Raw genomic sequence first — 26,345 nt, forward strand, 5'->3', positions numbered from 1 at the left:
TTCGACCCCGCCGGCCGCCATGGCCGGCACGACGCAGGAGACCTTCGACATGACCGCCACCTCCAAGCCGCGGCGCCCGCTGCCGATCCTGACTAGGCCTCAGATCGCCTCGCTCAAGCCGGAGCTCGCCGAGGTCATCGAGTACCGCAAGTCCGGCCTGTCCCTCAATCACATCGTCGGCTGCCCGCTCGACTGCGGGTACTGCGTGCGCCACCTCTTCGACAACTTCGACCTCAAGACCCCGCGCGCGCTGATGAGCGACGAGGAAGCCGTCGCCCTGCTCACCGGCCACCGGTACTTCCGGGCGCACAAGACCCCGATCCAGCTGTTCAACCGGGCCACCGACCCGATGCTGCCCGTCGTTAAGCCCCACACCTTCAACGTCCTGCGGCTGCTGGACGAGCAGGGCCTGACCAACCACGTCCTGGTCATCACCCGCTGGCGCGTCACCGAGCAGGACTGCGAGGTGCTGAACAGCTTCCGCAACATCAAGCTGACCATCCTGGTCACCCACTCCGGCATCGACCACCCAGGCATCGAACCCGTGGACTCCGCCATCGCCGCCGCCAGCCTCAAGACCCTGCATCAGAACGCCGAGCGGTACCGGACGATCCTGTACTGGCGGCCGATCGTCCCCGGCCTCAACGACAGCGACGAGCACATCCAGCGCGCCCTGGAGCTGTCCCACCACGCGCACGCGACCGTCTTCACCGGCCTGTTCTTCCGCGACGAGATCGCCGCATACTACGAGGAGCACGGCCTGCCCATGCCCTACGAGGACACCGCCCGGCGCAAGATCATGCCGGAGACCTCCGAACAGCGCATCCTCGCCGCCTTCCACCGCCCGGCCGACTCCCACGAGCCGTGGGGGCCGCTGTTCCGCAAGACCAGCTGCGGCGTCGCCTACGCCCACGGGGAAGCCGACTACAACGGCCACTACGGCGTGCGCGAGCTGTGCGACATCTGCCCACTGGCCCAGCTCAAGCTGTGCGCCGACGCCTGGCGCGCTCCCGACCTCGAGGAAGCCACCACCATGGCGCGTGAACTCGGCGCAATCGGCGACGTCGAGGTCACCGAACGCGCCATCATCGTCCAGGGCCTGAACGAACCCCCGCCCTACTTCATGCAGCACGGCTTCGGCTACCAGGTCCACGACCGCACCAAGCCCCACCACTACCGGCGGCACGGCCGCGCCGACATCGGCTGGCCCGCCGCCTAGGAGAAGCTGATGGACTTCGGCACCTGGCCGCGCCTGCTCGTCATCGATGTGGAAGGCAACGGGCAGACCCCGCCCGACCTGGTCGAACTCGCCGCCATCCCCATCGAGCACGGCCGGCCGGTGCCGGACCCCACCCGGTCCACCCTCATCCGGCCACCGCACCCGATCACCCCGTTCGCCACCCGCGTCCACCACATCACCAACCAGGACGTACAGAACGCCCCGGCCTGGCCCCAGATCGCCGACGCGGTGCAGGCAGACCTGACCGGCTGCTGGATCGCCGCGCACAACGCCTCCGTCGACTACGGCGTCCTCAAGCGCCACCTGCCCACCTGGGAACCCACAGGCGTGATCGACACCCTGCGCCTGTCCCGCGCCACCTACCCCAGCGCGCCCCGCCACGGCCTGGACGCCCTCATCGCCCACACCGGCATCGACCTGACGACCGTCCCCGGACAGCGCCACCGCGCCGGATACGACGCCCACGCCACCGCGCTGCTCCTGCTCGACCTCGCCGCCCACTACCCGACGTGGGAGGCACTCACCGCCGCCGCCGTCCCGCCCGGGATGCCCGGCGCTCCAACCCCCGACCACGAGGATCAGACCCTATGGTGACCCCGCAGTACATCGGCATCGCCGGCACCCACTCCACCGGCAAGTCCACCCTCGCCCGCCGCATCGAGATGGAACTGAGGGCAACCGGCCTGACCGTCACCCGCATCAGCGGCCTGGCCAAGCGCGCCGCCGAACTCGGCTTCCCGAAGATGACCCGCCACACCACCGCCTCCACCGACTGGATCATCGCCGCCGGGGCGGCCGCCGTCCGGGAAGCCGAGCTGAACGCCGAGGTCGTCATCATCGACCGGACCGCCCACGACGCCCTCGCCTATCTCCGCGCCGCCCACCTGCACCGCGAAGAGCCGATCCCCGGCCCCGAACTCACCCGCCTCACCGCCCTGGCCCACCTGCACACCCCCCGTCCCGCGATCTACCTCGCCACCGTCCTCGACCCGGCCATCGAGCTCGTGGCCCGCCCCGGCAAGGACCCCGACTGGACGGACGCCGACTTCCGCTTCTCGGTCGACCAGCACCTCCACCACCTCCTCGCCGAGAGCGGCATCACCCACCAGCCGGTCCCCAGTCACGCCCACGCCACCGCCGTGCGCGCCGCCGTCAACGCCGTCCTGAACGCGACGGTGACCGCATGACCCCCACCACCGCCCCGGGCGGCACCATCACCATCGCCGGCAAGACCGTCGCCCGCCTGGGCCTGGGCACCATGCGCCTGACCGGCCCCGGCACCTGGGGCAACCCCGCCGACACCACCACCGCCCTCGGCCTTCTGCGCACCGCCGTGCGGCACCTCGGCATCACCCACATCGACACCGCCGACGCCTACGGCCCCCACACCGTCGAAGACCTCATCCGCTGGGCCCTGCACCCCTACCCGCCCGAACTGCTCCTGGCCACCAAAGTCGGCATGATCCGGCCCGCCCCCAACACCTGGAAGCCCCTGGGTCGGCCCGACTACCTGCGCGCCGCCGTCGAATCGTCCCTGCGCCGCCTGGCCACCGACCACATCGACCTGTGCTACCTCCACCGCGTCGACCCCGCCCTACCGCTCGCCGACCAGGTCGGCGCGCTCGCCGAACTCCAGGCCGAGGGAAAGATCGGCGCCATCGGACTCTCCAAGGTCACCCCCAAGCAGATCAAGGAAGCCTCCACGATCACCCCGATCGCGGCCGTGCAGAACTGCCTCAACCAGGACGAGCCCGACGACCCCGCCCTCGCGCACTGCGCCGCTCACGGCATCCCGTACGTGCCCTACCGGCCGCTCAACGCCGGACACCTCGCCCGCAACGGCATCGGACAGCCCCTCAACTGGCTGCTCGGCCTCGGAGAGCACGTCGCCCCGATCCCCGGCACCAGCAGCATCGAGCACCTGCGCGCCCTGGTGCAGGCGTGCGACCCCGTCAAGCAGGAAGGCGAAGCGGCATGAGGATCGGCTACAGCTTCTGGGGCTTCATCGGCCCCGGCATCACCGACACCCCTGACGGCGGCCGCTTCTTCCGCCGACCCCTGCTCGACGCCCTCGCCGCGCGCCACCAGCTCGTCCTGCTCCAGGACAACCGCGACCTGAACGAGGCCGGAGACGACCTCACCGGCCAGTACACCTGGAACACCGAACTGCCCGAACTGGACGCCCTGTTCCTGGAGTGGCGCTGGCCCCTGCCCGGCCGCAACACCACCCCCTGCGGAACCCCCGGACACACCTGCGACCTGCACCGCCAGCAGGACCTCCTCGACCACTACACCCACGGCCTGGGCCTGCCCACGATCGTGTGGGACCTCGACCGCGTGCTCGACCCCGACGACCCGATCCGCCGCCACCCGGCCGTCACGGTCTGCGAGCCGGTCGCCTACCCCAACCCCGGCGCGATCACCCTGCGCAGCCCCGTCCCGGACCAGGCGATCGACACCGCCGACCCGCTCGCCCTCGCCCGCGCCGAGCGGCCCTGGCCCCTGGTGTACGTCGGCAACCAGTACGGCCGCGACGACGAGTTCACCCGCTACTTCGCCCCGGCCGCCCAGCAGCACCGCCACCGCGTCGCCGGGAAGTGGACCGACACCACCGCATGGCCCCACGTGAACTTCACCGGCCGCGCCGGCTACCTCGAAGGCCAGAACCTCTACCGCGAGGCCCTGGTCACCGTGCTCCTCCTGCCGCCCCGCTACGCCGCGGTCGGCTACATCACCCAGCGCCTCGGGGAATCCGTCCTGGCCGGATGCCTACCCATCACCCCGGCCGGCATCCGCACCGCCGACACCATCATCCCCGCCCCGCTCCTGGCCGCAGACGGCCGCCAGGTCAGCGAGACCATCGACCGCCTGACCAGGGCCAGCGCCGACACGCGCGCCGAACTCCTGGCCGACTGCCTGACCCGCCTCGACCCGTTCCGCCTCTCTCGCCAGCTCGCCACCGTCGAAGCCGTCCTCCAGCACGCATAACGACGCCAGCACCACGAGGCGGTGGAGCGAGCCACAGTCGGAGGTCAGCATCAGCGCCGCCCCGGCGGCACGGCAGACTCCACCGCCCCGGCATTCGAACCTTCGGAAGGACAAGCCCTCGTGCCCCTACCCGGGAACTCCCGTCCGGCGGCCACCACCCCGGCCGCCTGGACGCGTCACTCACGCACGACCCTGCTGGACTCACCCGCCTTCCGGATCCACCGCGACCGGGTATCCCAACCCGATGGCACCGAAGGCGACTTCGAGTTCCACGAGTCCGCCGGGGACGGCGCAGTCACCGTCGCCGAGGACAACAAGGGCCGCATCGCGCTGGTCCGCTACTCCAGCTACCTGCACGGCGAGCTCCTCACCCCGCCCGGCGGTTCGCTCGCACCCGGCGAAGACCCGCTACAAGCCGCCCAACGCGAACTGCGGGAGGAAGCCGGCATCACCGCTGCCCGCTGGACCCGCCTCGGCGAGGCCGCCCTGATGACCCGCTGCACCGCCCATCTGCACCTCTACGCGGCACACGAGCTGACGATCGGAGAGCAGCAACTGACCAGCTCCGAAGCCGGAATGACGCTCGAATGGTGGCCCCTGGCCGACGCCGTCACCGCCGCGATGGACGGCCGTCTCCTGCTGTCCGGAGCGGCTCTGTCCGTCCTGATGTACGCCAACGCGACCCTGAACGGTCGAGGCACGCCCTGACCCGGGCCCCTGGCGGGCAGGAGTCGGCGGTCGGCCGTAACCGCCACAGTAGGTATATGGCCACCTCAGGACAGCTCATCGGACGCGGCGGCCTGTCGTTCCGGCTTCTTACGCTCGGATCATGACCACCCCCACCACCGAACCCAGCACCGGCGCGCCTGCGCCCACCGGGATCGTCGCGATCGTCGAACGCATGCTGCTCTCCGACGAGACCGTGAGGATCAGCGAGCCCGGGCCCCAAGTCCTCGACCCGGCCACCGGCCAGTACGTGCCCGGCCCCGCCGTCGTGAAGTACGAAGGCCCCGGACTGCACCGGGCCTCCGGCGGCCCCGGGATCGTGCTTCGGCTGGAGGGACAGCCGTACAAGGACGACGGCGACGGCAGGTACATCCTCTTCACCCCGCTGGCCTCATTGGTCGCGGCCGAGGGCAACCAGGTCACGATCGTCAAGAGCAAGGACCCGGCCGCGGTCGGTCGCACGTTCAAGGTTCTCGACCCGGGCGAGACCGGTGCCATGGCGGTGGTGCGGACGACGTGGATGCGGATCGAGAAGGCGGGGGGCGGAGCATGAGCACGCCCTCTACCCCTGTCGACCTCGATGCGGTGCGCCGCAACCTCGAAGCCACTGTGATGGTCGACCGGGTGCGCATCAGCAGGCCGACCGGCACCCCCCAACTGGACGTCGAAACCGGGTTGGTCGGGCCCGTCCCAGCCGTCGTCGTCTGGGAGGGCCCCGGCGCGCTGCTCTCTGCCCACGGACTGGCTGCGACCGAGCATTTGGTCGGCGGCCGTTGGCTCGACGACAACGCCTCCTGGTACGGACTCGTCACCCCGCTGGCCGCACCGATTCCGCAGCGCGGAGACCTGGTGAGCGTGATTGCTGCTTCGTCCGCGACGGCCGGCACGATCGGCCGGACCTGGCAAGCACTCGATCCGGGCGAGGCCAGCACCGTGGAAGTCGCCCGGATCACGCGCCTCGACGAGGTGGTTCTCGCCTGACGTCCGGCAAGGGTCGGGACTGGGTGGACCCGGCCCCGCGACTCCTCAGATGCTCTGCAGCAAGGTAGTTGATGCTCTATCATGTGTCGCCCCGACGTAATGATGGGGGACTCATGGAAGCAGAGCAGCTGCAGCTGGTGACTACTGCGAGCACGGCGCTGGTGCAGGTCCTGGCTACTGACTCGTGGGAGCTGGCTAAGAAGGCGGTCAGCGCGCTTTGGCGCCGAGTGCACCCAGATAGGGTTGCGGGGATCGAAGCTGACCTGGATGACACGCGCATTGAAGCTCTGGCCGCATGTGAGGGCGACAATGCCGATGCGCAGGCCAGGCTCGTCGACGACTGGCAGACCAAGTTCCGACGCCTCCTCGTCAGCGATCCGGATCTCGCGCGTGAGATCCAGAAACTACTGACTGAGACCCTTTCGCCAGCACTCCCTTCGGATGGGCCGGAAAACTTCAGCGCGGGGCCGGTTTTCAACGTCACTGCATCCGGGAACGCGCGCGTATACCAGGCTGGCCGCGACCAGCACTTCACTGAGCGGTGAAGCCGCCGAGAGAAGACCCTGCGCGTAGGCCGGATTTCACAGTTACTGCGGACGACGGCCAGACGTACATCGCAGGGGGAGACCAGCACTTTCACTATCATGGCCCTGGTGAAAAGGGTCAGAAGCTTGAGGCGGATAGTGCTGGACTAGGGCAGGAGCAGGTTTCCCGCGAGATCGACTCTCGCTGGAAGGGGCGTACGGTCGAGCTTCTACCGGCCCTTTGGGAACGCGGTCGGAAAAATTGGCAGGTCGCCGTAGTCGTCGTGGTCGGACTTGTAATCGGCATCAGTCTGGTGGCATCGGAAATCGGAGCGGATTCGAAGAAGGGCGAGGAGAGTGCGTCGCGCCGCAATGGGGGTGCTTCGCAATCGCAGGTGGCATTACCGTCATCTCCGGCATCCCCGGGCGTACTGGCCACTACTGCGTCGAGCATGGCGACCGCTCCTGCGGCGGCCCCGACCCCAGCGTCCAGTACTCCGAGTCTGCCCAAGGGCCCATTCCCGCTGGTAATCGGCAATGAAGACCTATCGATCTACCAGGTCATCGACTTCGATTCCGCCTCCGGAGTTTCGCAGCGCATCGATAGCAGGGACTGGGATAACTCCCCAAGTAGTCGAAAAGCCAAGGCTGACCTCCTGCACACCAACCCCGTCTGGGGAACGATCGAGCTGAACTCTGGCTCCAATCGCACTGCCGGGGTGCTGGCAAAAGATCAGGAGGTTACGAAAGAATCCTGCTTGGCGGCAGCTCGAAGTGGAGGTTTCACGCAAGCAAGGGTTCACTATGGGAACAGGGGATACCTCGAAGAGGCTGGCATCGTTGTCGGAAACTCAATCTGCCTTGTGACGGATCAGAACCTACTCATTCAGGCGAAGATCACGAAGATTTCGTTTACCGGAACTGGCTTCACTGACAGCGGATCAATCGCAATGGATGTCACCCGTTGGGGCAACGTCGCTTCCTAAGCGGCTTTTTGTAGCTCGGTGTTGATCTCCTCCTCGGGGTCGAGGCGGTGGATGTGGATGTCGTGGGTGACGCGGCTGGTGGGTGGCTCGTCGGGGCGAAGGGTGCGGTAGCCGGGAGTGCTCCGCTTGGTGGCGCGGGGTGCTGATCGGCCGCTGCGGGGGCGGATGACCTCGCGGGCCAGGTCGGCCTGGACGTCACGGATTTTGCGCCGGAGCTGTCCGGGGGGAAAAGGCCGTGCCGACGGATCGCCGGGCGCCGTTGAGGACCTGTTTGAAGCTGATGTGGTCGGGCGGAAGGCCGTGTTCACGCGCGGTGTCGCAGACGAGTTCACGCAGAGCCTGGTAGACGCAGAGCATGGCCCACAGTTCCTGCTCGACCATGGCAGGGCTGTTGGAGCGCAGGATGGCGGTGCGCCCGCCGCGCTGTTCGATCTTGATGTGCCTGTAGATCGTTTCGCTGGTCCAGCGGCACGCATACAACTCCGCCAGTTCCAGGGCCGGGGCCGTCTCGGGCCCGAGCAGGGTGGTGATCAGGCAGAACAGCTCCGAGGTCTGTTCCTCTTCGCCGTCCGCGCGGGTGTGGGTGGTGGTGACGGTGTACTCGATGACGCGGACCGTGAGGCGCTCGCCGCGCCGCCGGCCGTTGAGGTGGCTGAGTTAAGTGCCGTCTGTTTCCGGGAAGGAACCTTCGAGGAGAGGCCTCTTCCCCCGTAGAAAACAGCACAATCGACTGCTTTCCGGAAGGATTTCCGTGCCTGCTCGCCGCATCATGACGATGCTTGCGTCCACATCCCTGGCTGTGACCGCCCTGCTGGGGTCATCCCCGTCCGCCCAGGCGGACGACCCCGTCTTCTGCGGGATCCCCGTCGGCGGAGCGATCCTCGCCAAGTACAAGGACTACAACTACGACCGGGGATTTCTCGGCTGCCCGAAGACGACCGAGCTGGTCAACCCGGACGGCGTCGGCCGCAGGCAGGAATTCACCGGGGGAACCGTCTACTGGAAGCCCGCTACGGGCGCCCATCCCGTTGGGGGCGCCATCGGCGCGAAGTGGGCGGACAAGAACTGGGAGTCCGGTCCGCTTGGGTACCCCACGTCGGACGAGCTGGCGAACCCCGACGGATTCGGCCGCCGTCAGGAGTTCGAAGGCGGCTCCGTCTACTGGGCGTCCGCCTACGGCGCGCACCCCGTATGGGGGAAGATCGGGAAGCTGTGGGGGGATTACGGCTGGGAGGGCGGGTCGTTCGGATATCCCACCTCGGACGAGAAAACCGACACTGCGACGAACCAGACGTACCAGAATTTCTCCAACCGGCAGAGCACGCTGTTCTGGAGTTCCGGACACCGGGAGGAGGGATGTTCGGGAGAATGCACGGGCTATCTGAGCGAAGCCGCCACGGACTGGTTCAAACAGGTGCGCGTCGAGATCCCCGCCGCTTTCCCGAACGAGGTGGTCATCCGCGCCTATCCGACGGACGCAGGATTCCGCAACGCGGTCGGTGATCTCGGCGGCGCCTGGGACCAGCTGTGGACGATGGCGCCGCCCCCGCAGCAGCTGTCCGTCCAGTCGAAGTACAACTCGGAGTATGAGCAGTTCATCTGCCATGCGAATTTCGTCTTCCCGGATCCGCTCAATTCCTCGGGGTGGAGCACGGGCGACAGCTGGGATGTGGAGTCCTGGCGCGCCGACGTAGGGACCAGCAACGCACTGTCTCGCGTCTTCTTCGCGCTGCACCAGTGCAACTGGGATCCGCAGAACCCGAGCTAGACAGAAACGGCCGCCAGCATTCCGTGCTGGCGGCCGTTTTTCACGGGTTTTTGAGTATGTCGTGCGAGCCGACCCGACGCCCAACGTCGCTTCTGTTGGCTGATCTTGATGGCGTAGGGTCTCGTCCTTGTGGCACGTGATCACATAGCCGGGGACAGCTTCCCGGAGCGGGTCCGGATGGGGCTGCTGACCCGGACGCGGACGCACCGCACCCCGTGCCACCAAACGCTCCGGCTCCGGCTACCGCACCCTCCGCCCCGGCGAACCACCCACCAGCCGAGCCACCTACACCATCAACCTCATGCTCCTCGAATGGAGAGCACAGCCTGACGACCTCTCACAAGCCGCTTAAGAAGCGACGTTGCCCGTTGGGGGGCGGCCGTATAAGGTGACTGCCGCCCTCATTGGTTGGAGCTTCGACGGCAGAGCCTGGGCACCTTCTTTCTGCTAGTTGGGACTTGGCCGCCCGTTCATGCTGAGGTTAGGGGAGGCCCTTGCGACTTGGGCCCGGAAGCCCTCGCCTGAGAAGAGCTGCGGCGGCCGCATCTGAGGCGGTCAGGCAGATCAACGCCATAGGCCAGGGCCCGTAGCAGGGTGTCCGTCGCGGCTCCTACGCTCGTGACCATGACCCCCACCAAGCCCCTTGAGCTGCGGCACGTCCGCGTCCAGGCGACTGGCCCCACCGCGCGACTGGAGATCGACGGCCACGACATCGCCGACCAGGTCAGTTCCTACGAGCTGCGGCACGCTGCCGGGCAGCTGCCGGAGCTGCAGCTGCTATTGCGTCCGAACGCCGATCCCCAGTGGGAGGGCGTCGCCCGGGTCGTGGTCGGCGCGGCCCCCGACCCCGGCCCGGCCGCTGCGGCGTTCCTGGCCGCCCTCGACCCGGGCGAGATCGAACGCGCGGTCCTCGCCAGGCACGACCTTCTCGACGGTGGTCCGCACGAGTTCACCCGGGCGCTGCTTGCCCAGCTGTCCGAGTGGGCGCTCGGCGTCCGCCAGCCCGCCGAGCACGACGCTGTGGACGGCTGATGGCGAACGTCACGAGCAACGCCGCAGTCCTGGCGGCGCGGCTGGAAGCGCGGGCCGCTGTCGCAGTGCCGGCCGCGACGGCGGTGGTGCGCCATCACGCGATGCTGCTTGAGACCGCGATCAAGGCGGCTGCGTCCGGGCGGCCGGGGCCGAACGTTCAGACCGGTGAGTACCGGCGGTCTTGGACCACAGAGGTCCGCGCCACAGCTACCGGCGTCGAGGCGGTAGTCGGCACCGGCCGCCCGCAGGGCCCGCGCTTGGAGTACGGGTTCGTCGGGCCGGACAGCCTCGGCCGGGTCTACCACCAGCCCCCGTTCCCGCACGTCAGCCCAGCCGTGCAGCGGATCGAGCCGCTGTTCGTCGCCGCGATCGCCCGCGTCGCCGAGGCGGTGGTGTCCGAGTGAGCCAGCTCATCGACGACATCCACCAGGCGATTGGCGGCGTGCTCCGGGCACACGGTGCCGGGCTGCTGTCGAGGGCCGTACTCGTACTCGAGGTCGTGGACGAAGACACCGGGGAACTGGGCCTGTTCATGGAGGTCTCCCCGCCCGAGATGCCGGTGTGGGACCGGGCGGGGATGCTGCGGTACTGCGATCTCGACTTGGCGGGGCAGATCACAGCGAACCGGATCGAAGAAGCCGAAGCCGAAGAGGACGAGGAGGACGAGTAGATGCCGGTGCAGGGACGCGTCGTGTCGACGGCCCTTCGGGACGCGCTCGCCGCAGCGACCGGCCGTAGCTGCGGGTACGAGGCGCCGCCGGTCGCGGCGGACAAGCCCACCGGAAACACAATCCCGTACACGGTGTTGTATCCGCTGGGCGGGACCGCTTCCGGGCCTCCGTTCGGTGACCAGGCTGGTGACGGCCGCCTGCTGTACCAGGTCACGTCGGTGGCCTCGACCGGCGAACAGGCAGAGTGGATGGCCGACAAGGTGCGCAGCGCGATCGTCGGCACCGGCCCGAAGGGCGGCTTCGCGACGCCGATCACCCCGGCCGGGCACACCGTCATCGCCCGGGAGATCGACAAGGAAGACGGCCAGGTCGTCGCCAACGGCGTATACAGTTACGTATCGCGGTTCATCCTGCACGTCAGCACACCTGACAGCTGATCCGCCCCGCCGCCGACTTCGGCGGCGAGCTCACCGTGGAGACCCAGCACGGACGCCCGGCCACCGGCACGGGCCGACTCCCTTCCGCTACCCGACCGTGGGTGGCGTGACCAGGGGACGGGTCTCCGGTGGCGCTACTGCTCCGGGTGATCACGCCCCGGAAATGCGAGTCAGCGTGGCAAGCACGCAGCAGCGGTACATGCGCCGCGGCATCACCCGGATCATCTTCCTGAAGACGATCGCGGCGGCAACGAACATCCCGACCCGGCAGGAGCTGACCGCCGGCACCGACCTGTCGCGCCAGGTATCCGACATCGAAGGCTGGAGCCTCGAAAACTCGCCGATCGAAACCCCGGACCTGGGCGCCAAGTTCAGCACGAGCATCCCCGGCGAGGATAAGGCCGCGAACTCCAGCCTCACCTTCTACGAGGACCTGACCAGCGACGCCATCGAGACCCTGCTTTCGAAGGACACCGTCGGCTACGTCTGCATCCTCCGCAAGGGCGACGTCCCGGCTTCGAAGTCCCTCGACATCTTCCCGGTGCGGGTCGGCTCCCGCGCGCCGAGCTACAGCACCGGCGCCGAACCGGCGAAGTTCAAGGTCTCGTTCAGCATCTCCGACCTGCCGACCCTGGACGCGCCGGTCCCGGCCGCCGCCGCAGGCTGAGGGGGCAGGCGATGACGACCACCACGACCACAACGGTCGAACCGCCGGCGCAGGCAGTCGCCAAGGACGCGCACTGGCGGGCCAAGATGGCCCGGCTCCGGGCACGTTCGCTGCCGGAGCGAACCGTGTCCGTCTGCGACGACGATGCGGCGACGGCGGCCGTGTCGGACGCGCAGATGCAGTTGGCGCGGGCCCGCGCGGCGGCGCGCACCGCTGCCGCGGGGCAGGGCGTCGACGACACCGAGGTGGACGCTTTCACGGAGGCGCACCCCCAGGTCGTCATCGCCCGCTCGGTCCTCGCAACGGCTCAACAGGCCCTCGCCGACGCCACCGTGCAGCTGACGTTCCGGGCGCTGCCCCGCCCGGCCTGGGAGGCGCTGCTTCGCGAGCACGCGCCGACGGAGGAGCAGGCCGACCGCGGCATGGAGTACAACATCGAGACGTTCCCCGCCTCGTTGATCGCCGCGTCCCACGTCGAGCGGGATGACACCGGCGCCGAGGTCGAGGGCATGACCGTTGAGGACGCCCAGTCCCTGCTGGACGAGTGGTCGGACGGCGACGCCAAGGTGCTGTTCACCGCGGCGCTGGCCATCAACCAGACCCTGCGGGTTGACCTGGGAAAAGGCTAGAGGCCGACCCGCAGCTTCGCGCGGAGATGGATCTGTGCGAGACCTACCGGATCCCGCACTCGCAGCTGATGGGCGCGAGTGCAGGCGGCCGGTGGACCGCACTGGACCGGGCGAAGGCGATGGCGTGGGCCGCGTGGAAGGCGGCCGTGTGTGACGGGTGCGGCACTCGGCCACAGGAGTGGGACGAGCAGCAGGGCGGCGACCGGTACGCCTACGTGGCGCAGACCAGCCGTTGCATCGGCTGCGAGCTGATCGAGATGGAGTCGGAGCAGGTCCCCGAGGGGGCCGAGGGGCGCGGGGTGCGCATCGGGCTGATCAAGCAGTCCAGTTAGGAGCAGCCGGGTGTCCGGCGCCTACACCCTGTACGTCCAGCTACAGGCCTCGTTCCCCCAGCTCACCGCCGGGCTGCGCGGCGGCGCGCAGCAACTGCGGCAGTTCGACGGCCAGCTCGCCGCAACCCGCGGCGAGCTGGAACGCGTCGAGGAGGCCGCTGCCCGTCTTGGCCGTGCCCAGGTCGTCGCCGCGGAGCAGGCCGCGGTCTCCCAAGTGGCTGTCCGGGAGGCCACCGAACGCTCCGCCGCCGCGCAGCAGACCGCGACCGCGGCCGCCGAGCGTGCCGGCCGCGCCCAGGTGGTGGCGTCCCAGGCCGCCGCCAGGGCGGAGGCGGAGCACGCGGCGGCGATCGAGGCGAGCACCCGGGCGACCCGCGCCCAGGAAGTCGCCCAGACTATGGCCGCCCGAGCGCAGGCCACCACCGGCGCGGGCGCCGTCGCCGCGCAGCGCACCGCCGAAGCAGCTTCCGCCTCCGCTGACCGAGCGGCCGAGGCCCAGGCAGTGCAGGCGGCCCGGGCAGCCACCGCGCAGGAAGCCGCCGCGCGCGCGGCCGGGCTGGCGGAGCGGACCAGCGCCACCGCCGCGCAGGCCGGGGCCGCCGCCGCGCAGGCCCGTACCGCGCTCGCCTCCACCGAGGAGCAGGCCGCGCGGCGGGCGGCGACCGCCGCCGCCGAGGTTAGCCGGGCACAGGCCGAGGCGGCCGCCGCGTCGCAGGCTGCGACCGCCGCCCGGATCTCCGGGTGGGTCACCGGCGGGCTCGCGCTCGGCGCGGTGCTGGCCGCCGGCGCAGTCGGGGCCATCCGGCTGGAGAAAGAGATGGCCAATGTCTTGACCATCTCCGAGCAGATCGACGGCCGGAACGTCGCGGCGTTCACCGACCAGATCGTTCGCCTCAGCACTGAACTGCCTCAGACCGCAACGCAGTTGGCGCAGGGTCTCTACCAGATCGTCAGCACGGGCTTCGATGGCGCCGAGGCCATGGGCATCTTGGAGGTGGCCGCGAAGGGCGCCTCGGCCGGCCTGACGACCACCGAGACGTCGGCGACGGCTCTGTTGGGCGTGCTCAAGGCCTACGGCATGCCCGCCAGCCAGGCCGCGTCCGTCATGGACATCATGTTCCAGACGGTCAACAAGGGCGTCATTAGCTTCTCGGAACTGGCCCAGCAGCTGGGCGACGTCGTGCCCATGGCCGCAGCCGCAGGCATCAGCTTCGAGGACATGTCGTCTGCCCTCGCCGCGATCACGCTCGCGGGCATCCCCGCGGCCGAGTCCGCGACTGCGCTGAACATGCTGATGACTCGGCTCATGCGGCCCACGAAGGAACTCGCCCAGCTGTTCCGGGATATGGGCTACGAGTCGTCGGCGTCGGCGGTTGCGCAGGACGGCCTCTACACCGTCATGTCCAAGGTGAACGCGGTGACGCACGGGCAGGCGGAGGCAACGGTCACGCTGTTCAAGGACATCAGGGCTTCCAGAGCGGCGTTGGCTCTGGCCGCCGCTGACGGTCGCAACTACGCGGACAGCTACGAGGCGATCGCCATCGCCGTGAACCGGGCGGACGCGACGCAGAAGGCGTACGCGCTTCAGATGGACACCGTGTCCGGCCAGTGGGACCTGTTCAAGAACAGGGCGTCGGCGCTCGGCATGGACATCGCCCGCGTTCTCCTGCCAGTCCTCCAGGAACTCTCCCAGGACGCGTCGATCCTGGTGAACACCATCGGCAGTCTCCCACCAGGCGTGAAGGAGGTGATCGGCGTCCTCCTGGCGCTGTCCGCCGTCGCGATGGTCACCCGCGCAGGAGTCGCCCAACTCAGCACGCAGTTCACTGCGTTCCGCACCGCCGTCACCGAATTCCGGGCCGGCGGAGCCCTCATGCCTGCGCTCCTGAGCGGCACCAGCCTGGCCGTCACCGGCCTCACCGGCGTCCTCGCCCTCGGCGTCCTCGGCTACGCCGCCTACTCGGCGTCGAAGGCCAAGGCCGCTGCCGTCACCAACGACCTCACCCAGGCGCTGCGGCAGGAACGCGAGCAGCACGACGTCGGCGCGGGCATGCGCGCGCTGGCCGAGTCTCTCGTCGGCTCGGACGACATGAAGAAGTTCAAGGACGCAGGCCTGGAACTCAGCGAGGTCATCGACGGCCTCATCAGCGGCGGCGACAAGCTTGCCGCCCTCAACGACAAGATCGACCTCGCCAAGGCCAAGTCCTGGAACCCCGAGCTCGGGGGCTTCGACGCGAGCTTCGACGAGACGAAGAAGATCCTCTCCGAGCGCGCCAAGTCGTGGAACGACGCGATCAAGGCAGACGCCGAACGCGCCACCGCGATGGACATCGTCAACGCCAAGGTCAAGGGCGCCGTGCAGGCGAACCTGGAGGCGTGGTCGCCGTCGATGTCGCTGCCGGTCGACAAGAACGGCAACCCGAAGTGGACCGACGAGATGAAGAACATGGCCAAGGCCATGGCCGCCATCGTCGAGCCCGCCGACGCCTGGAAGGCAGCCCAGGACCGGGTCGCGTCCTCGACCCGCGCCGGCGCGCTGCAGCTCGACCTCGCCAAGACCTCCCTGTCCGGCTACATCAAGGCCCTCAAGGACCAGGCCCAGGAGCAGCGAGGCTTCCAGGCCGACCTGAACGAGCTCACCGCTCGCGGGTACGGCCCGCTCGCCGAGCACTTCGGGAAGCTCGGAGACGCCAGCGCCCAGATGGTTCATCAGCTTGTGGGGAACCTGCGCGCGGGGAAGACCGGCGCAGCACAGGAGTTGGCCGCTCTCACGCAGGTCACCAAGGCCGGGCTCAACGACTACATGGCGGAGATGCGCCGCCAGCTCCAGTCCCAGAGGGACTTCCAGAAGAACCTGTCCGAGCTCGCGGTGCAGGGGCGGCTGGACCTGGCCGACCACTTCACCAAGCTGGGCATCTCCAGCTCGGGGATGCTTGCCGAGCTGGTCGGCCAGCTCAAGGGCGGGCAGACGCAGGTCGCCGACGAGCTGGAGAAGATCGTCTCCGAGGGCACCGCCCGCTCGACCAACGCCTACCGGGCTGGCCTGGAGCAGGTCCCGCAGATCGCCGCGAAGTACGGTGCCGACACCGCCCGGGCGTGGGCGTCAGCCGCCGAGACCGACGACGTCGCTGCGTTCGGCCGCCTCATGCAGCAGATGGCCGTCACCGACATGTCCAAGGCGGCGAAGGCAGGTGCGGAGGCCTCCGGCAAGGAGCTGTCGTCCGGCCTCGACCTGGTGACGCAGATTGCCCAGGCCAAGGGCCTCGACTCGGCGAAGGCGTTCTCCGCCGCCCTGCTCGCCGGGGACATCAACCAGGCCATGGACATCATCAAGAGCATCTGGGGCAGCAAACAGCCGATCGACGCGCCGGACCTGACCGCGGTCATCGGCGCGTTCAAGAACGCCGGGTCGTCGGCGAACGCCGAGTGGTCGGCGATGCTGACGCTGATCGCGCAGGTCAGCCAGACCAAGGGTGCCGCCGCTGCGCAGGCCCTCACCAAGGCGCTGCTGTCCGGCGACATGGCGGCCGTCGAGGCGCAGCTGAACAGCATCGGCGTGTCGGTGAAGAACATCCCCGGGTCGAAGACGATCAACGTGTCCGTCAACGCGCCGTCCCGCATCGACGTGCCCGTGATCCTCACCCCGAAGGGCGCGGCCGGCTTCAACGGCGGCGCCTGGGATTCGCCTTTCGCCGCGCCCAAGGCGAACGGCGGAATCATGGAGTTCTACGCCAACGGCGGCATCCGGGATGGCCGCCTGCGGGCGCCGCGCGGCCCGGAGAACCACATCGCGGAGATCGTCCCCGCCGGCACCTGGCGCGTTTTCGGTGAGCCGGAGACTTTGGGCGAGAGCTACATCCCCCTCGCCCCGGCCAAGCGCGCCCGCAGCAAGGCGATCCTGGAGGAGACCGCGCGGCGCTTCGGCGGGACCGTCTTGTACGGCGACGCGGGAAGGCTCCACCTCGCTGACGGCGGGATCGTCGCCACAACCCGCAGCACGGCACCGGCCCGACCGGCCCCCGCGAAACTCGTCCCCGCCCGCAATGGCGCCACGACCGTGATCGTGCGCGACGCCGCAGCCCCGGCGCCGCTGGTCGGCTCGATGCCCATCACCGTCACCGGCAGCGGCGTCACGGGCGAGCAGGTCGCCGACGCCGTGATGCGCCGCCTGCGCCACATCCAGCGGGGAGGGCGCGCCTGATGGCCACCGACACCACCCTGCTGGCCGACTGGCAGATCGACCTCGGCGACGTCCTGATCGGGCACGGCACCACGGTGCTCATCGACGACATCGAGGGCATCGGCACCCCGGACAAGCGCACCGGGGACCGGCCGATCCCCGGGGAGGACGGCAACTACCCCGGCCGGGACACCCTCGCGCCGCGAACCGTGCGCATCACGGCCGGCATCCGCACCCCCGGCGACCCGGCTGCGGCGTTCGACCAGCTCGCCGCCCTGGAACGAGCGGCGGACACGCAGGTGCGCCTCACCCCGGGTGCCACCGACGTGCTGCGCATCCGCAGGCCCGGCCAGCCGGTGCGACGCCAGTACGGGCGGCTGCTCAGCGTCCAAGCCGTCAGCCTCGCCCGCGCCGTCCACGGCTGGATCCCGATCCACATCACCTACCTGGGCCTGGATCCGGCGTGGTACGCCGACACCCCGTCCGGCCTGAACCTGGGACTGGACGTGTCGGCGCAGCGCGGAGGAGGCTTCACGGCGCCGCTGCGCGCCCCGATGACCACCGGCGCCGCCGACCCGAAGTCCCGGCCCGGCTGGGCCATCAACACCGGCAACCGGCCGACCTGGCCAACGGTGCGCATCACCGGCCCCGTCGTCAACCCGCGCATGTGGATCGACGGATTCCCCGACGCCGTACTGGACCTCGCCGTCGTCCTCGGCGACGGCGAGACCCTCGACATCGAGACCCGGCCCGGCACCCGCACCGTGATCCGCAACGGCCAGGGCTCCGCCGCCGGCACCCTCACCCGCGCGAGCCGCCTCGACCAGTTCCAGATCCCGCCCGGCCGCTCCGAAGTCCGGTGGACGGCGCAGGACGCCACCGGCACCTCCCGCCTGGCCCTCACCTGGCGCGACGCATCCTCCTCCCTCTGACCCGGCCCGACCATACGCAAGGAAGCACGACACGATGACGCTCATCCAGCCGCCCCTGATGGTCACCGGCGGAACCCACCCCGCCCGCGCCCTGCGCATGATGGTGCGGGACCTCTCCCGCGGCTCCCAGGGGATCACCGAGGGCGGAGACCTCAAGGTCCGCGCCACCGCGACCCCCGGCCCCGGAGTGCGGGTCGGCAACGGCTCCGCGATCATCCGAGGAGGCACCTGGGGCCAGGGCTCCTACACCCAGTACAACAGCGGCGACCACCTGGTGCCGATCGCGCCGACCGGCGGCACAGGCCGAACCGACCTCGTGTGCCTGCGCGTTGAGGACCCGGAGTACGAGGGCTCCCGCAATCCGGCGACGGAGGACATCGGGTACTTCCACGTCATCCCCGGCATACCGGCGAACCAGAGCGCGCCGCCACCCGGCATGACCGCGATCCCGCTGGCCCGCATCACCCTGCCGCCCAACTGCCAGACGGTCACCGACGCGATGATCACCGACCTGCGACAGGTCGCCAACCCCAGGCGAGAGCGCCGCATCCGCACCATCGGCGGCTTCGGGTACGCGCCGATCGGCGGCCAGGTCGGCGTGTGGCAGGACAACTGGCCGTCCGGCGCCCGGGTCTCCTTCGACGTGCCCACCTGGGCCACCCAGGCCTCCGTCGTCACCAGCCTCCACGGCCTACGCATCTCCGGGGCGATCTTCGCCGGCTTCCGGCAGGTCATCGCCGAGGTCATCGGCAACGAAGCGCAGATGGACACCGACGCCGTGTCCGGCTGGTCCCGCGTCGACATCTCCATGGTCGACACGTTCTGGTGGAAGGCGGAGCAGCGCGGCACCACCCAGACCCTCACCGTGCAGGCCGGCTGGTACGCCCCGCCGAACGGCAACATCGACGTCAACGGCAACACCACCATGCACACCGACGTCGACTTCGTCGAAGGCGTCTACTGATGGCCCCGGCGTACCGCTACTTCACCACCGACGCCCTCACCGGCGAGGTCCTGGCCCATGACCTGCCGCTGTCCGGCGTCTCCTACGGCCCCGAGCGCAACGGACCCGGCCAGCTGCGCGGAGTCCTCGAACCACGGTGGGCGCACCTCGCGCCCAGCCAGGCCGAAGCTGGCACGGTGCTGCTGTGGGCCGAGCGCGACCAGCGCCTCATGTGGGGCGGCCTGATCTGGCACTCCAAGCCCGAAGGCGACCAGCTCCCGATCGAGGCAGCAGGGTTCAGCTCCTACCCGACCAAGCGGTTCGACCTGCACGGCAACCTCGGCGGCCGCGGCCCCTACCCCGGCGTCGACCCGTGCAAGGTGATCGCCGACGCGTGGGCGTACCTGCAAGAGCAGCCTGACGGCGACCTCGGCGTGCACGTCGACCTGCCGCCCGGCGGCTGCCCGGCCCGCCTCGGCAACGCTGAGCACCCGTACACCACCAAGGAGTGGGAGGCGCCTGCGATCTCCGGGGTGATCCGGGACGCCACCGCGCTGGACGGCGGCCCGGAGTGGACCGAGGCCGTCGCCTGGGAGGGGGAACGGCCCGGCCGGCGCATCGTCGTCGCCTGGCCGCGCCTGGGCACCCGCCGCGAAGACCTCTACTTCGCCTCCGGCGTCAACATCGCGGAACCGACGCCGGTCACCAGCAGCGCCGACGACTACGCGCAGGTCGTCATCGCCCTCGGCGCCGGCGACGGCTCGGCGAAGGTCCGCGCCACCGACGCGGTCCGGGACGGACGGCTGCGCCTGGAACACGTCCTCGACCGGCCCTCCGTCACCGACCCCGCCACCCTCGCCCAGATCGCCCGCACCGAGCGAGCCCGCCGCCAACAGCCCGCCACCGTCGACGAGATCACCGTCGTCGACCACCCCGCCGCACCGATCGGCTCCTGGCAGGTGGGCGACGACGTCCAGGTCTCCATCCACGACCAGTGGGCCGACTTCGATGGCTGGTGCCGCATCACCGCGTGGACGCTGCACCCCGCCGAAGGCGACAAGCCCGAAACCGCCACGCTGCGCCTCGACCGCCCCTACACCACCGGAGCCTGACCATGCCCAACCCGCTCGACGAACTCGCCACCCGCATAGCCGCCCTGGAGGTGGCGCTGCCCGAACTGTCCCGCGCCTCCCGGCTCTCCCACAGCAGCATCGACGACGGCGCGCTGACCGTCACCTCCGGCGGCAAACTGCGCGCCATCATCGGGCAGCAGCCCGACGGCACCACCGGCATCACCGCCGTCAACGGGCCCATCCCGCCCACCCCGTCCGCGCCGACCGCAACGCCGACCCTCGGCGGCGTCCGCGTCACCTGGGACGGGAAGTTCGTCGCCGGTGTGCCGAGCCCGCTCGACCTCGCCCGCATCGAGGTACACGCCGCAACCAGCAGCGGCTTCGTCCCGTCGCCCGCCACCCTGGTCACCACCATCGACACCCCGCAGGGCGGCACGGTCACCGTCGCCACCAGCGTCCCGGTGTGGGTCGCCCTGGTGGCGCGCACCACCTCTGGGAAGGCATCGGGACCGTCCGCGACGGTGTCCTCAGGGCCCGCGCCGGTCGTCGCGCAGGAGGTCCTCGCCGGGATCGTCGGTGAACTCCAGCTCGCGGCCGGTGCCGTGACCGCCGCGAAGGTCGCTACGGCCGCGATCGACGGCCGCGCGATCGCCGACGCCGCGATCACCGCAACCAAGATCGGCCAGGCCGCCGTCACCGCGGGGAAGATCGCTCAGGACGCGGTCACCACCGGTACTGTCGCCGTCGACGCCATCACCGCGCGGGAGATCGCCGCCGGATCGGTCACCGCCTCCGAGCTGGCAGCCGGTTCGGTCACCACCGCTGCCCTGACCGCGGGTGCTGTGACCGCGGGACAGCTCGCGGCCGGTGCCGTGACCACGGACAAGCTCGCAGCGGCGGCCGTTGCCGCAGGCAAGCTGGCTGCGGACGCGGTGACGGCCGGGACGATCGCGGCCGGGGCCGTCACAGGGCGGGAGATCCGGGCGCAGTCCATCACCGCCGACAAGATCGCCGTCAACTCCATCACGGCCGGACAGCTCGCCGCCGGTGCCGTTACCGCTACGGCCCTGAGCGCCGGTGCGATCGACGGGATGGAGATCACCGGGACCACCGTCCAGACCGCGCGCAGCGGTGCCCGCGTCAAGATCAGCCCCGCACCCGGCCTGTTCGGCAACAGGCCAACGGTGTTGATGTACGCAGGACTTGGGAACGAGACCGAACCCGGCGGGCTCATCCTCAACACCCTCGGCAGCCTGGTGATCAAGCCACCGAAGTTCGGCTCGGGGTCGCCGTCTGCGATCACGATCGGCTCGGCCTCCGACCAGAACGACATCTCTCTGCGCACACCACGGATGTCCGTGCTCATGTCCGAGCTGTTCGACGGCGTCAGCATCAACGTGAAGTCGGCGGACGGCACCCGCCAGCAGAGCTTCGACTTCGGAGATCGTGAGCTGTCAGTCGGAGACTGGCAGGACCTGACGTTCGCCACCGGGGTGGGTAACTTCGGGTGGCGGCCCGTGCAGTACCGGAAGATGCCGGACGGCACCTGCGTTCTCCGCGGCCTTGCCGCCATCCCCGGGAACTTCCCGAACGGTGGGACGATCGGCACGATCGACGATGCGGATTGTCGTCCGAGCGTCATTGAGGTGTTCCGAGCCGACAACGAGTCCACAGCCCGGGCGAACGTGTTCATCAACCCCGACGGCCGCGTCCAGATCAAGAACGCCACCGGCGGTCTGGGGGGCTGGATCAGCTTCGGGCACACCCGCTGGTTCACCGATTGACCTAACCGCGGGCTGTGTTCCCTCCCGCCCAGCGTTCAGCAACTCGGAAGTCTGGAACCCGACGGGGTCGTTCGGGCCCGACACCCTCAGGTGCCGGGCCCACCGGTTCCGCTTATGCGCGACGCCCGCCAGGACGTCGCCGGTTCACGATCCGGCGCCGACGGAGCACGCGAACATCCTGCTCCGCGCTTCGATCATCTGACGGAACACGCAGCTGGACCCGGAGTGCAGCCTGACGTCGGATGGCCACACGGTGCAGGTGCGAGACGCGCTGGGAGCGTTGCCGTACAACCAGAACCGTCTGCGGAGACGTGCCTCGACGACGCACCAATCGCTGGCCGACGGCCTCCGCAGCGATATGGCCGACGGTGCTGGTGAGAGCGTCGCAGAGAAGGGCGATGAAAAAGTGAATCAATTTGGATCTCCAATCGTTCGTCGGTTTGGAGACCCGTGCGAGAAGCCGCTATGCGGCCAATCGATACCTGGCAACCCCGCACGGGCCTGGTAGGCCAGGCCGTAGGGGCCGAGAGGGGGCGAAGGTACTGCGGCGCTGCGGGCAGCAGGTCGTCGCCAGCGGCAGGACCAGCGGCGAGCAGGACCGTGCTGGACCGGCGGAACTTCCGGAGCCGAGGCGGGCCTTGCGCGAGCGCGCCATAAGAACCATGCCGGAAGCGGAGCAGTGCAGCCACATGTCGGGCACGAGTCGGACCTTGCACGAGCGTGCCACGCGTGCCGTGCCGCAAGCGGAGCAGCGCAGCCACATCCCAGGCACGATTCGGGTGAGGACCTCTTGCGCCGCCCGCTCCGCCTCGGCAACCGCGCGGCGGTAACGGACGATCGGACGGAGCCAGACCGCCTCGGCAAGTACGCGGCGGTAGCGGACGGTCGCTTCGAGGCGGACCACCTTCGCCCAGTCGTTCACATCGAACCGACGCAGAACCGACAGCCGTGCACTGGTCTTGCCCGAGCCGGAAGCCCTGTATGTGGTCCAGGCGGGGCGCGTGAGCTGGTCGGTGATCTGCATGGCGCCGACGTTAGTAGGACTGCATCGGCTGCCGGTCGGCTCTTCATGCGTACGGGCGATGTTATGGCGGTTCCTCAGCGGATTCCTGCTCCCGTGTGGTAGGCCGTACGATGGTTCCCGGCGCGGGGGCGCCACGTTGGAGCACGCCGTGAGTACCCCGCCGACTTCCGAGCCCACCCTCTGGGAGCTCCAGCGCGCACTTCTCCAGATGCGGGAGGACCAGCGCGACGGCATCGCCGGGCTCCGGGACGATCTGCGTGCTGACCTCCAGGTCCTGGCCGGCCGGATCGAGCAGGCTGTGACCAAGGACGTCTACCTTGCAGACCAGCGGCTGACGGACCAGCGGCTCGGCGTGCTGGAACGAGACCTCGCTTCCGAGGTGCGCGCCAGGGAAGCGGCGGAGGCCGAGGCAGTGACCGCCCGGCGGTGGCTGATCGGCGCGTTCATCGCCCCGATCGTCGTCGCCGCACTTCAGCTGTGGCTGATGTCCAAGGGCACCAGCCCGTAGGCGGCAAGCTCAGCAGCTCGCTCTACAGCACCACCAATGCAGGCGCGGGGGAGAAGCAGGAACGCGCATGCAGCTCGTGACCCGGGACCAGCTCGGCTGGCCCGCGTCCGCCGCGCCCGACCAGGCATCGACCCAGGGCGTGAAGATCCACTACGAGGGCACGTACGTAGACCCGGGCCTCCTCACCGACCACAACCAGTGCGTCCGGGAGGTCAAGGCGATCCGGGCGAGCCACCTTGGCAACACCGCCGAGAACTACTCGGACGTCGCCTACAACTACCTCGCCTGTCCCCACGGTTACCTCTTCGAGGGCCGCGGCCTGGGCAAGCGGACGGGCGCCAACGGCTCCCAGCCGCTGAACCGGGCGCACTACGCGGTGTGCGCCCTCGTCGGCAGCGAGGGTCTGACCGAGCCGAACGACGCCATGCTGAACGCTCTGCGCGACGGCATCGAGCTGCTCCAGGCTCACGGCGCCGGGGGCGAGATCAAGGGCCACCGGGACGGGTACGCCACCTCGTGCCCCGGCGATGCCTTGTATCGCTGGGTGCAGGCCGGCGCGCCCCGTCCGGGGGGCGGCACCGCGACGCCCCCGCCCGAGCCGCCCGCGGTCCAGCCCGCCCGCTACCAGGTCACGATCGACGGCCGGACCTACGGATACGGGGCCTATGGCGACCAGGTCACCCAGGTCGGCGATGCCCTGGTGGCGAACGGGTTCTCCAGCCACTACGAGTCCGGGCCCGGGCCTCGCTGGACCGACGCGGACACCCTCAACTACGCCGACTACCAGCGCAGTCTGGGCCTGACCGGGTCGGCCGCAGACGGCGTCCCCGGCCCGGACTCGCTGCACCGCCTGCTCGGCCACCCGTCCGGCCCGCCGCCGTTCCCCGGCACCGAGTTCTTCGGTCCCGGCCAGAGCAACGACTACGTCCGCCAGCTCGGCGAACGCCTGGTCGCCAAGGGCTTCGGCGACGCGTACTCGGTCGGCCCGGGCCCGACCTGGGGCGAGGCGGACCGCCGCAACTGCGCCGCGTTCCAGCGCGCGCAGGGCTGGAGCGGCAACAGCGCCGACGGCTACCCCGGCCCCGAGACGTGGAAGCGCCTGTGGTCGTGACCAACACCTCTGCTGCTACAAGGAGTTCTGTGAACCTGTACGTCTCCGCGATCCGCACCGGCGTGCCCGCGCTGGTCGGCTGGCTCATCGCGCTCGCCTCCTCCTGGGGCCTGGACCTCGACGCGGGCGCACTGTCCGGGGTCCTGACGCCGATCGCGGTATTCGTCTACTACGCGATCTTCCGGCTCGCCGAGGAGCACATCAGCCCGCAGTTCGGCTGGCTACTCGGCTACGCCCGCCCGCCGGCGTACGCTCCGGCGAAGGCACAGCTCCCGTCGTAGCCACGATCTGTCCGTGCTGCCGTGCGCCAGCGACCAGTTGGCGATCGTCGGACCGACCGGGCGAGGGCTGCGCCGCCCACGAGTAACCCTCCCCTGGCGAGCCGAAAGGGGTCCCAGGCGCAGTCCGGGTACGGGAAAGGCCCCCCACCTTGCGGTGGGGGGCCTGACCTCTTGGAGGCCATCAGGCTATCAGGGTGTCGCCCAAGAGCCCAGACTTTCCCCTCGCGCATAGAATCAAGCCGTAATCAGGCAGGTCGATGGGAAGGCGCACGACGTGATGAAGCCGCTTCTGGCGGGTAAGACCGAGTTCGGGATGGCCTACGACACGACCCCGGCGCGGGTGTCGGAGTGGATCACCCGCAAGAACCTCGACTACGCGCACGCGCTCATCGTCTCCGGTTCGCCGTACTGGCTGCTCAGCTTCGTGCGTGGCTACGGCGAGACCACCACCCGCAAGAGGGTGCTTAACGAGGGCGCCCTCCAGGCCATCGCTGAGGCGCAGCAGCCAGCGGCGTGGGCCTCCGACATCACCGCCGTGCCGCCGATCGTCGGCCAGCAGGAAGTCATGGCAATCTTCGGGCTGGAGCACGGCACGCTTGTGCAGCAGGCCCAGGAGCGCGGCACGTTCCCGCCCGGCGACTGGCACCTATCCGGCTCGCACTTGTGGCTGCTGTCCACGGTGCTCGAGGCCGCCGAGCTGATGGCCAAAGACCTGACCGCCCGGCCGTGGGCGCCGGCCGACGCTGCCCGGGCCCGACACAAGCCGCTGGAGCGCGCCTGGCAGCCCGACGAGGAGGTCGTGGCGGCGTTGCGCAACGGCGCGTACGACGGTCCCGGCTCGAAGATCCTTCCCCGCGGGCGCGCTGCGAAGAAGATCACCGAAGGGTAACGGACGCTGGACGCACCGTAAGGAAGCGTATAGAATAAAGACATAAGGCGAGAGGGTCCCGCCGGATGGAGAGTCGTGCCAACTGCTCGTCGCCGAGCGGGCCGAGGCGAGCGCGGCCCGCCGTCCCACTGTCGCGGAAGCTTCCTTCGGGATGTGATCGCGGGCGGCGGCGGCGGGCCGCATTGTGCTCGGCTGTCGCGATACGCCTTGATCGAAAGCGCACCCTAGGGCAAAGATAGGGGGCAACTTAACGATAGGTTTCTGTCTTCTGAGGGGGGATGGTCATGTCCGACGCTGCCCAGCCGCATCTGCCGGGACTGGAGGACATCGAGCAACTGGTCTACCCGGACCACGAGCCGAACACCTCCATCCAGATCCGGTTCGAGGCCTTCCATGCCTCCAACCCCTGGGTGCTGCGCGAGCTGGAACGTCGGACCGCCGACTGCGTCGGCAACGGCTGGAAGCGCATCAGCATCGGGATGCTCTTCGAGCTCCTGCGCTACCGCTATGGCCAGGCCACCCGCGGCGACGAGTTCCGCCTCAACAACAACTGGCGTAGCCGCTACGTGCGGCTGCTCCTGGAGCGGCACCCCGAGTGGGAGCCGCTGTTCGAAACGCGCGCCCTGCGCGCGGCCTGAC

29 protein-coding genes are annotated in these 26,345 nt (G+C 69.6%); 28 read left to right on the forward strand and 1 reads right to left on the reverse strand.

Features of this window, described 5'->3' with window-relative positions; all coding sequences use genetic code 11:
• Positions 1-19: 19 nt before the first annotated feature.
• From ACZ3TI_RS04880 to ACZ3TI_RS04925, 10 genes are all read left to right on the forward strand, one after another.
• Entirely contained in the window at positions 20-1,219 is a 1,200-nt protein-coding gene (locus tag ACZ3TI_RS04880; protein ID WP_465723432.1) for a radical SAM protein, read from the forward strand.
• A 9-nt stretch (positions 1,220-1,228) separates the two neighbouring features.
• Positions 1,229-1,834, forward strand: coding sequence for a 3'-5' exonuclease (locus tag ACZ3TI_RS04885; protein WP_465723434.1), 606 nt, complete (start codon positions 1,229-1,231; stop codon positions 1,832-1,834).
• Positions 1,828-2,427, forward strand: coding sequence for an AAA family ATPase (locus ACZ3TI_RS04890; protein ID WP_465723436.1), 600 nt, complete (start codon positions 1,828-1,830; stop codon positions 2,425-2,427). The genes ACZ3TI_RS04885 and ACZ3TI_RS04890 overlap by 7 nt, the downstream gene beginning before the upstream one ends.
• Positions 2,424-3,218, forward strand: a complete 795-nt coding sequence (locus tag ACZ3TI_RS04895) for an aldo/keto reductase (RefSeq protein ID WP_465723437.1) — start codon at positions 2,424-2,426, stop codon at positions 3,216-3,218. Before ACZ3TI_RS04890 ends, ACZ3TI_RS04895 begins: the two co-directional genes overlap by 4 nt.
• Complete coding sequence (locus ACZ3TI_RS04900; RefSeq protein ID WP_465723440.1) at positions 3,215-4,228, forward strand: hypothetical protein; 1,014 nt, start codon at positions 3,215-3,217, stop codon at positions 4,226-4,228. The genes ACZ3TI_RS04895 and ACZ3TI_RS04900 overlap by 4 nt, the downstream gene beginning before the upstream one ends.
• Before the next feature lie 120 nt (positions 4,229-4,348).
• Positions 4,349-4,936 carry an NUDIX domain-containing protein gene (locus ACZ3TI_RS04905; protein ID WP_465723442.1) on the forward strand — a complete coding sequence of 196 codons (588 nt, stop codon included), beginning with the start codon at positions 4,349-4,351 and terminating at the stop codon, positions 4,934-4,936.
• A 121-nt stretch (positions 4,937-5,057) separates the two neighbouring features.
• Complete coding sequence (locus tag ACZ3TI_RS04910; RefSeq protein ID WP_465723444.1) at positions 5,058-5,507, forward strand: DUF6093 family protein; 450 nt, start codon at positions 5,058-5,060, stop codon at positions 5,505-5,507.
• Positions 5,504-5,935, forward strand: coding sequence for a DUF6093 family protein (locus ACZ3TI_RS04915; RefSeq protein ID WP_465723446.1), 432 nt, complete (start codon positions 5,504-5,506; stop codon positions 5,933-5,935). Before ACZ3TI_RS04910 ends, ACZ3TI_RS04915 begins: the two co-directional genes overlap by 4 nt.
• Positions 5,936-6,048: 113 nt before the next feature.
• The gene (locus tag ACZ3TI_RS04920; RefSeq protein WP_465723447.1) at positions 6,049-6,480 is read left to right on the forward strand and encodes a hypothetical protein; all 432 of its coding nucleotides are present in this window, start codon (positions 6,049-6,051) and stop codon (positions 6,478-6,480) included.
• A 263-nt stretch (positions 6,481-6,743) separates the two neighbouring features.
• Complete coding sequence (locus ACZ3TI_RS04925; RefSeq protein WP_465723449.1) at positions 6,744-7,445, forward strand: hypothetical protein; 702 nt, start codon at positions 6,744-6,746, stop codon at positions 7,443-7,445.
• 195 nt (positions 7,446-7,640) lie between these two features.
• Here the strand turns inward: ACZ3TI_RS04925 and ACZ3TI_RS04930 are convergent, their stop codons facing one another.
• Entirely contained in the window at positions 7,641-8,051 is a 411-nt protein-coding gene (locus tag ACZ3TI_RS04930; RefSeq protein WP_465724217.1) for a transposase, read from the reverse strand.
• Between the two features lie 193 nt (positions 8,052-8,244).
• On the opposite strand from ACZ3TI_RS04930, the gene ACZ3TI_RS04935 reads away from it, so the two are divergent.
• The 18 genes from ACZ3TI_RS04935 (at position 8,245) to ACZ3TI_RS05020 (ending at position 26,344) form a co-directional block, all read left to right on the forward strand.
• Entirely contained in the window at positions 8,245-9,213 is a 969-nt protein-coding gene (locus ACZ3TI_RS04935; RefSeq protein WP_177329953.1) for a DUF2599 domain-containing protein, read from the forward strand.
• Positions 9,214-9,837: 624 nt separating this feature from the next.
• On the forward strand, positions 9,838-10,245 hold the full coding sequence (locus tag ACZ3TI_RS04940) for a hypothetical protein (protein ID WP_465723451.1): 408 nt from the start codon (positions 9,838-9,840) through the stop codon (positions 10,243-10,245).
• Entirely contained in the window at positions 10,245-10,649 is a 405-nt protein-coding gene (locus ACZ3TI_RS04945; RefSeq protein WP_465723453.1) for a hypothetical protein, read from the forward strand. Before ACZ3TI_RS04940 ends, ACZ3TI_RS04945 begins: the two co-directional genes overlap by 1 nt.
• Entirely contained in the window at positions 10,646-10,915 is a 270-nt protein-coding gene (locus ACZ3TI_RS04950; RefSeq protein ID WP_465723455.1) for a hypothetical protein, read from the forward strand. The genes ACZ3TI_RS04945 and ACZ3TI_RS04950 overlap by 4 nt, the downstream gene beginning before the upstream one ends.
• The gene (locus ACZ3TI_RS04955; protein ID WP_465723457.1) at positions 10,916-11,353 is read left to right on the forward strand and encodes a hypothetical protein; all 438 of its coding nucleotides are present in this window, start codon (positions 10,916-10,918) and stop codon (positions 11,351-11,353) included.
• Between the two features lie 97 nt (positions 11,354-11,450).
• Positions 11,451-12,020 carry a phage tail tube protein gene (locus ACZ3TI_RS04960; protein ID WP_465723459.1) on the forward strand — a complete coding sequence of 190 codons (570 nt, stop codon included), beginning with the start codon at positions 11,451-11,453 and terminating at the stop codon, positions 12,018-12,020.
• Positions 12,021-12,031: 11 nt separating this feature from the next.
• A complete protein-coding gene (locus tag ACZ3TI_RS04965) occupies positions 12,032-12,649 on the forward strand; it encodes a hypothetical protein (protein WP_465723461.1) in 618 nt (205 codons plus the stop codon).
• A 26-nt stretch (positions 12,650-12,675) separates the two neighbouring features.
• A complete protein-coding gene (locus ACZ3TI_RS04970; RefSeq protein ID WP_465723463.1) occupies positions 12,676-12,981 on the forward strand; it encodes a hypothetical protein in 306 nt (101 codons plus the stop codon).
• 10 nt (positions 12,982-12,991) lie between these two features.
• Positions 12,992-17,182: a phage tail tape measure protein gene (locus ACZ3TI_RS04975; protein ID WP_465723465.1), complete on the forward strand. Its 4,191-nt coding sequence runs from the start codon at positions 12,992-12,994 to the stop codon at positions 17,180-17,182.
• The gene (locus tag ACZ3TI_RS04980) at positions 17,182-18,093 is read left to right on the forward strand and encodes a phage tail family protein (protein ID WP_465723467.1); all 912 of its coding nucleotides are present in this window, start codon (positions 17,182-17,184) and stop codon (positions 18,091-18,093) included. Before ACZ3TI_RS04975 ends, ACZ3TI_RS04980 begins: the two co-directional genes overlap by 1 nt.
• A 34-nt stretch (positions 18,094-18,127) precedes the next feature.
• On the forward strand, positions 18,128-19,057 hold the full coding sequence (locus tag ACZ3TI_RS04985; protein ID WP_465723469.1) for a hypothetical protein: 930 nt from the start codon (positions 18,128-18,130) through the stop codon (positions 19,055-19,057).
• Positions 19,057-20,148, forward strand: coding sequence for a hypothetical protein (locus ACZ3TI_RS04990; protein ID WP_465723471.1), 1,092 nt, complete (start codon positions 19,057-19,059; stop codon positions 20,146-20,148). Before ACZ3TI_RS04985 ends, ACZ3TI_RS04990 begins: the two co-directional genes overlap by 1 nt.
• A gap of 2 nt (positions 20,149-20,150) precedes the next feature.
• On the forward strand, positions 20,151-21,893 hold the full coding sequence (locus ACZ3TI_RS04995; protein WP_465723473.1) for a hypothetical protein: 1,743 nt from the start codon (positions 20,151-20,153) through the stop codon (positions 21,891-21,893).
• Between the two features lie 1,172 nt (positions 21,894-23,065).
• Positions 23,066-23,425: a hypothetical protein gene (locus ACZ3TI_RS05000; RefSeq protein WP_465723475.1), complete on the forward strand. Its 360-nt coding sequence runs from the start codon at positions 23,066-23,068 to the stop codon at positions 23,423-23,425.
• A gap of 67 nt (positions 23,426-23,492) precedes the next feature.
• Positions 23,493-24,536, forward strand: a complete 1,044-nt coding sequence (locus ACZ3TI_RS05005; RefSeq protein ID WP_465723477.1) for a peptidoglycan-binding protein — start codon at positions 23,493-23,495, stop codon at positions 24,534-24,536.
• A gap of 29 nt (positions 24,537-24,565) precedes the next feature.
• Positions 24,566-24,817 (forward strand): hypothetical protein, encoded by a 252-nt coding sequence (locus ACZ3TI_RS05010; RefSeq protein ID WP_362563770.1) that lies wholly within the window; start codon positions 24,566-24,568, stop codon positions 24,815-24,817.
• Between the two features lie 277 nt (positions 24,818-25,094).
• The gene (locus ACZ3TI_RS05015; RefSeq protein ID WP_465723479.1) at positions 25,095-25,706 is read left to right on the forward strand and encodes a hypothetical protein; all 612 of its coding nucleotides are present in this window, start codon (positions 25,095-25,097) and stop codon (positions 25,704-25,706) included.
• Positions 25,707-25,990: 284 nt separating this feature from the next.
• The gene (locus ACZ3TI_RS05020; RefSeq protein WP_465723481.1) at positions 25,991-26,344 is read left to right on the forward strand and encodes a hypothetical protein; all 354 of its coding nucleotides are present in this window, start codon (positions 25,991-25,993) and stop codon (positions 26,342-26,344) included.
• Position 26,345 lies beyond the last annotated feature (1 nt).

This window comes from Kitasatospora sp. NPDC023120 (genome assembly GCF_055560835.1).

Excerpts from the sequence above, each read along its gene's own strand:
- ACZ3TI_RS04880 (WP_465723432.1), top strand. The coding sequence starts at position 20 with ATGGCCGGCACGACGCAGGAGACCTTCGACATGACCGCCACCTCCAAG.
- ACZ3TI_RS04955 (WP_465723457.1), top strand. The coding sequence starts at position 10,916 with ATGCCGGTGCAGGGACGCGTCGTGTCGACGGCCCTTCGGGACGCGCTC.
- ACZ3TI_RS04980 (WP_465723467.1), top strand. The coding sequence starts at position 17,182 with ATGGCCACCGACACCACCCTGCTGGCCGACTGGCAGATCGACCTCGGC.
- ACZ3TI_RS04990 (WP_465723471.1), top strand. The coding sequence starts at position 19,057 with ATGGCCCCGGCGTACCGCTACTTCACCACCGACGCCCTCACCGGCGAG.
- ACZ3TI_RS04940 (WP_465723451.1), top strand. The coding sequence starts at position 9,838 with ATGACCCCCACCAAGCCCCTTGAGCTGCGGCACGTCCGCGTCCAGGCG.
- ACZ3TI_RS05015 (WP_465723479.1), top strand. The coding sequence starts at position 25,095 with ATGAAGCCGCTTCTGGCGGGTAAGACCGAGTTCGGGATGGCCTACGAC.
- ACZ3TI_RS04995 (WP_465723473.1), top strand. The coding sequence starts at position 20,151 with ATGCCCAACCCGCTCGACGAACTCGCCACCCGCATAGCCGCCCTGGAG.
- ACZ3TI_RS04920 (WP_465723447.1), top strand. The coding sequence starts at position 6,049 with ATGGAAGCAGAGCAGCTGCAGCTGGTGACTACTGCGAGCACGGCGCTG.
- ACZ3TI_RS04970 (WP_465723463.1), top strand. The coding sequence starts at position 12,676 with ATGGATCTGTGCGAGACCTACCGGATCCCGCACTCGCAGCTGATGGGC.
- ACZ3TI_RS04985 (WP_465723469.1), top strand. The coding sequence starts at position 18,128 with ATGACGCTCATCCAGCCGCCCCTGATGGTCACCGGCGGAACCCACCCC.
- ACZ3TI_RS04895 (WP_465723437.1), top strand. The coding sequence starts at position 2,424 with ATGACCCCCACCACCGCCCCGGGCGGCACCATCACCATCGCCGGCAAG.
- ACZ3TI_RS04900 (WP_465723440.1), top strand. The coding sequence starts at position 3,215 with ATGAGGATCGGCTACAGCTTCTGGGGCTTCATCGGCCCCGGCATCACC.
- ACZ3TI_RS04965 (WP_465723461.1), top strand. The coding sequence starts at position 12,032 with ATGACGACCACCACGACCACAACGGTCGAACCGCCGGCGCAGGCAGTC.
- ACZ3TI_RS04915 (WP_465723446.1), top strand. The coding sequence starts at position 5,504 with ATGAGCACGCCCTCTACCCCTGTCGACCTCGATGCGGTGCGCCGCAAC.
- ACZ3TI_RS04945 (WP_465723453.1), top strand. The coding sequence starts at position 10,245 with ATGGCGAACGTCACGAGCAACGCCGCAGTCCTGGCGGCGCGGCTGGAA.
- ACZ3TI_RS04885 (WP_465723434.1), top strand. The coding sequence starts at position 1,229 with ATGGACTTCGGCACCTGGCCGCGCCTGCTCGTCATCGATGTGGAAGGC.
- ACZ3TI_RS04910 (WP_465723444.1), top strand. The coding sequence starts at position 5,058 with ATGACCACCCCCACCACCGAACCCAGCACCGGCGCGCCTGCGCCCACC.
- ACZ3TI_RS05020 (WP_465723481.1), top strand. The coding sequence starts at position 25,991 with ATGTCCGACGCTGCCCAGCCGCATCTGCCGGGACTGGAGGACATCGAG.
- ACZ3TI_RS04890 (WP_465723436.1), top strand. The coding sequence starts at position 1,828 with ATGGTGACCCCGCAGTACATCGGCATCGCCGGCACCCACTCCACCGGC.
- ACZ3TI_RS05005 (WP_465723477.1), top strand. The coding sequence starts at position 23,493 with ATGCAGCTCGTGACCCGGGACCAGCTCGGCTGGCCCGCGTCCGCCGCG.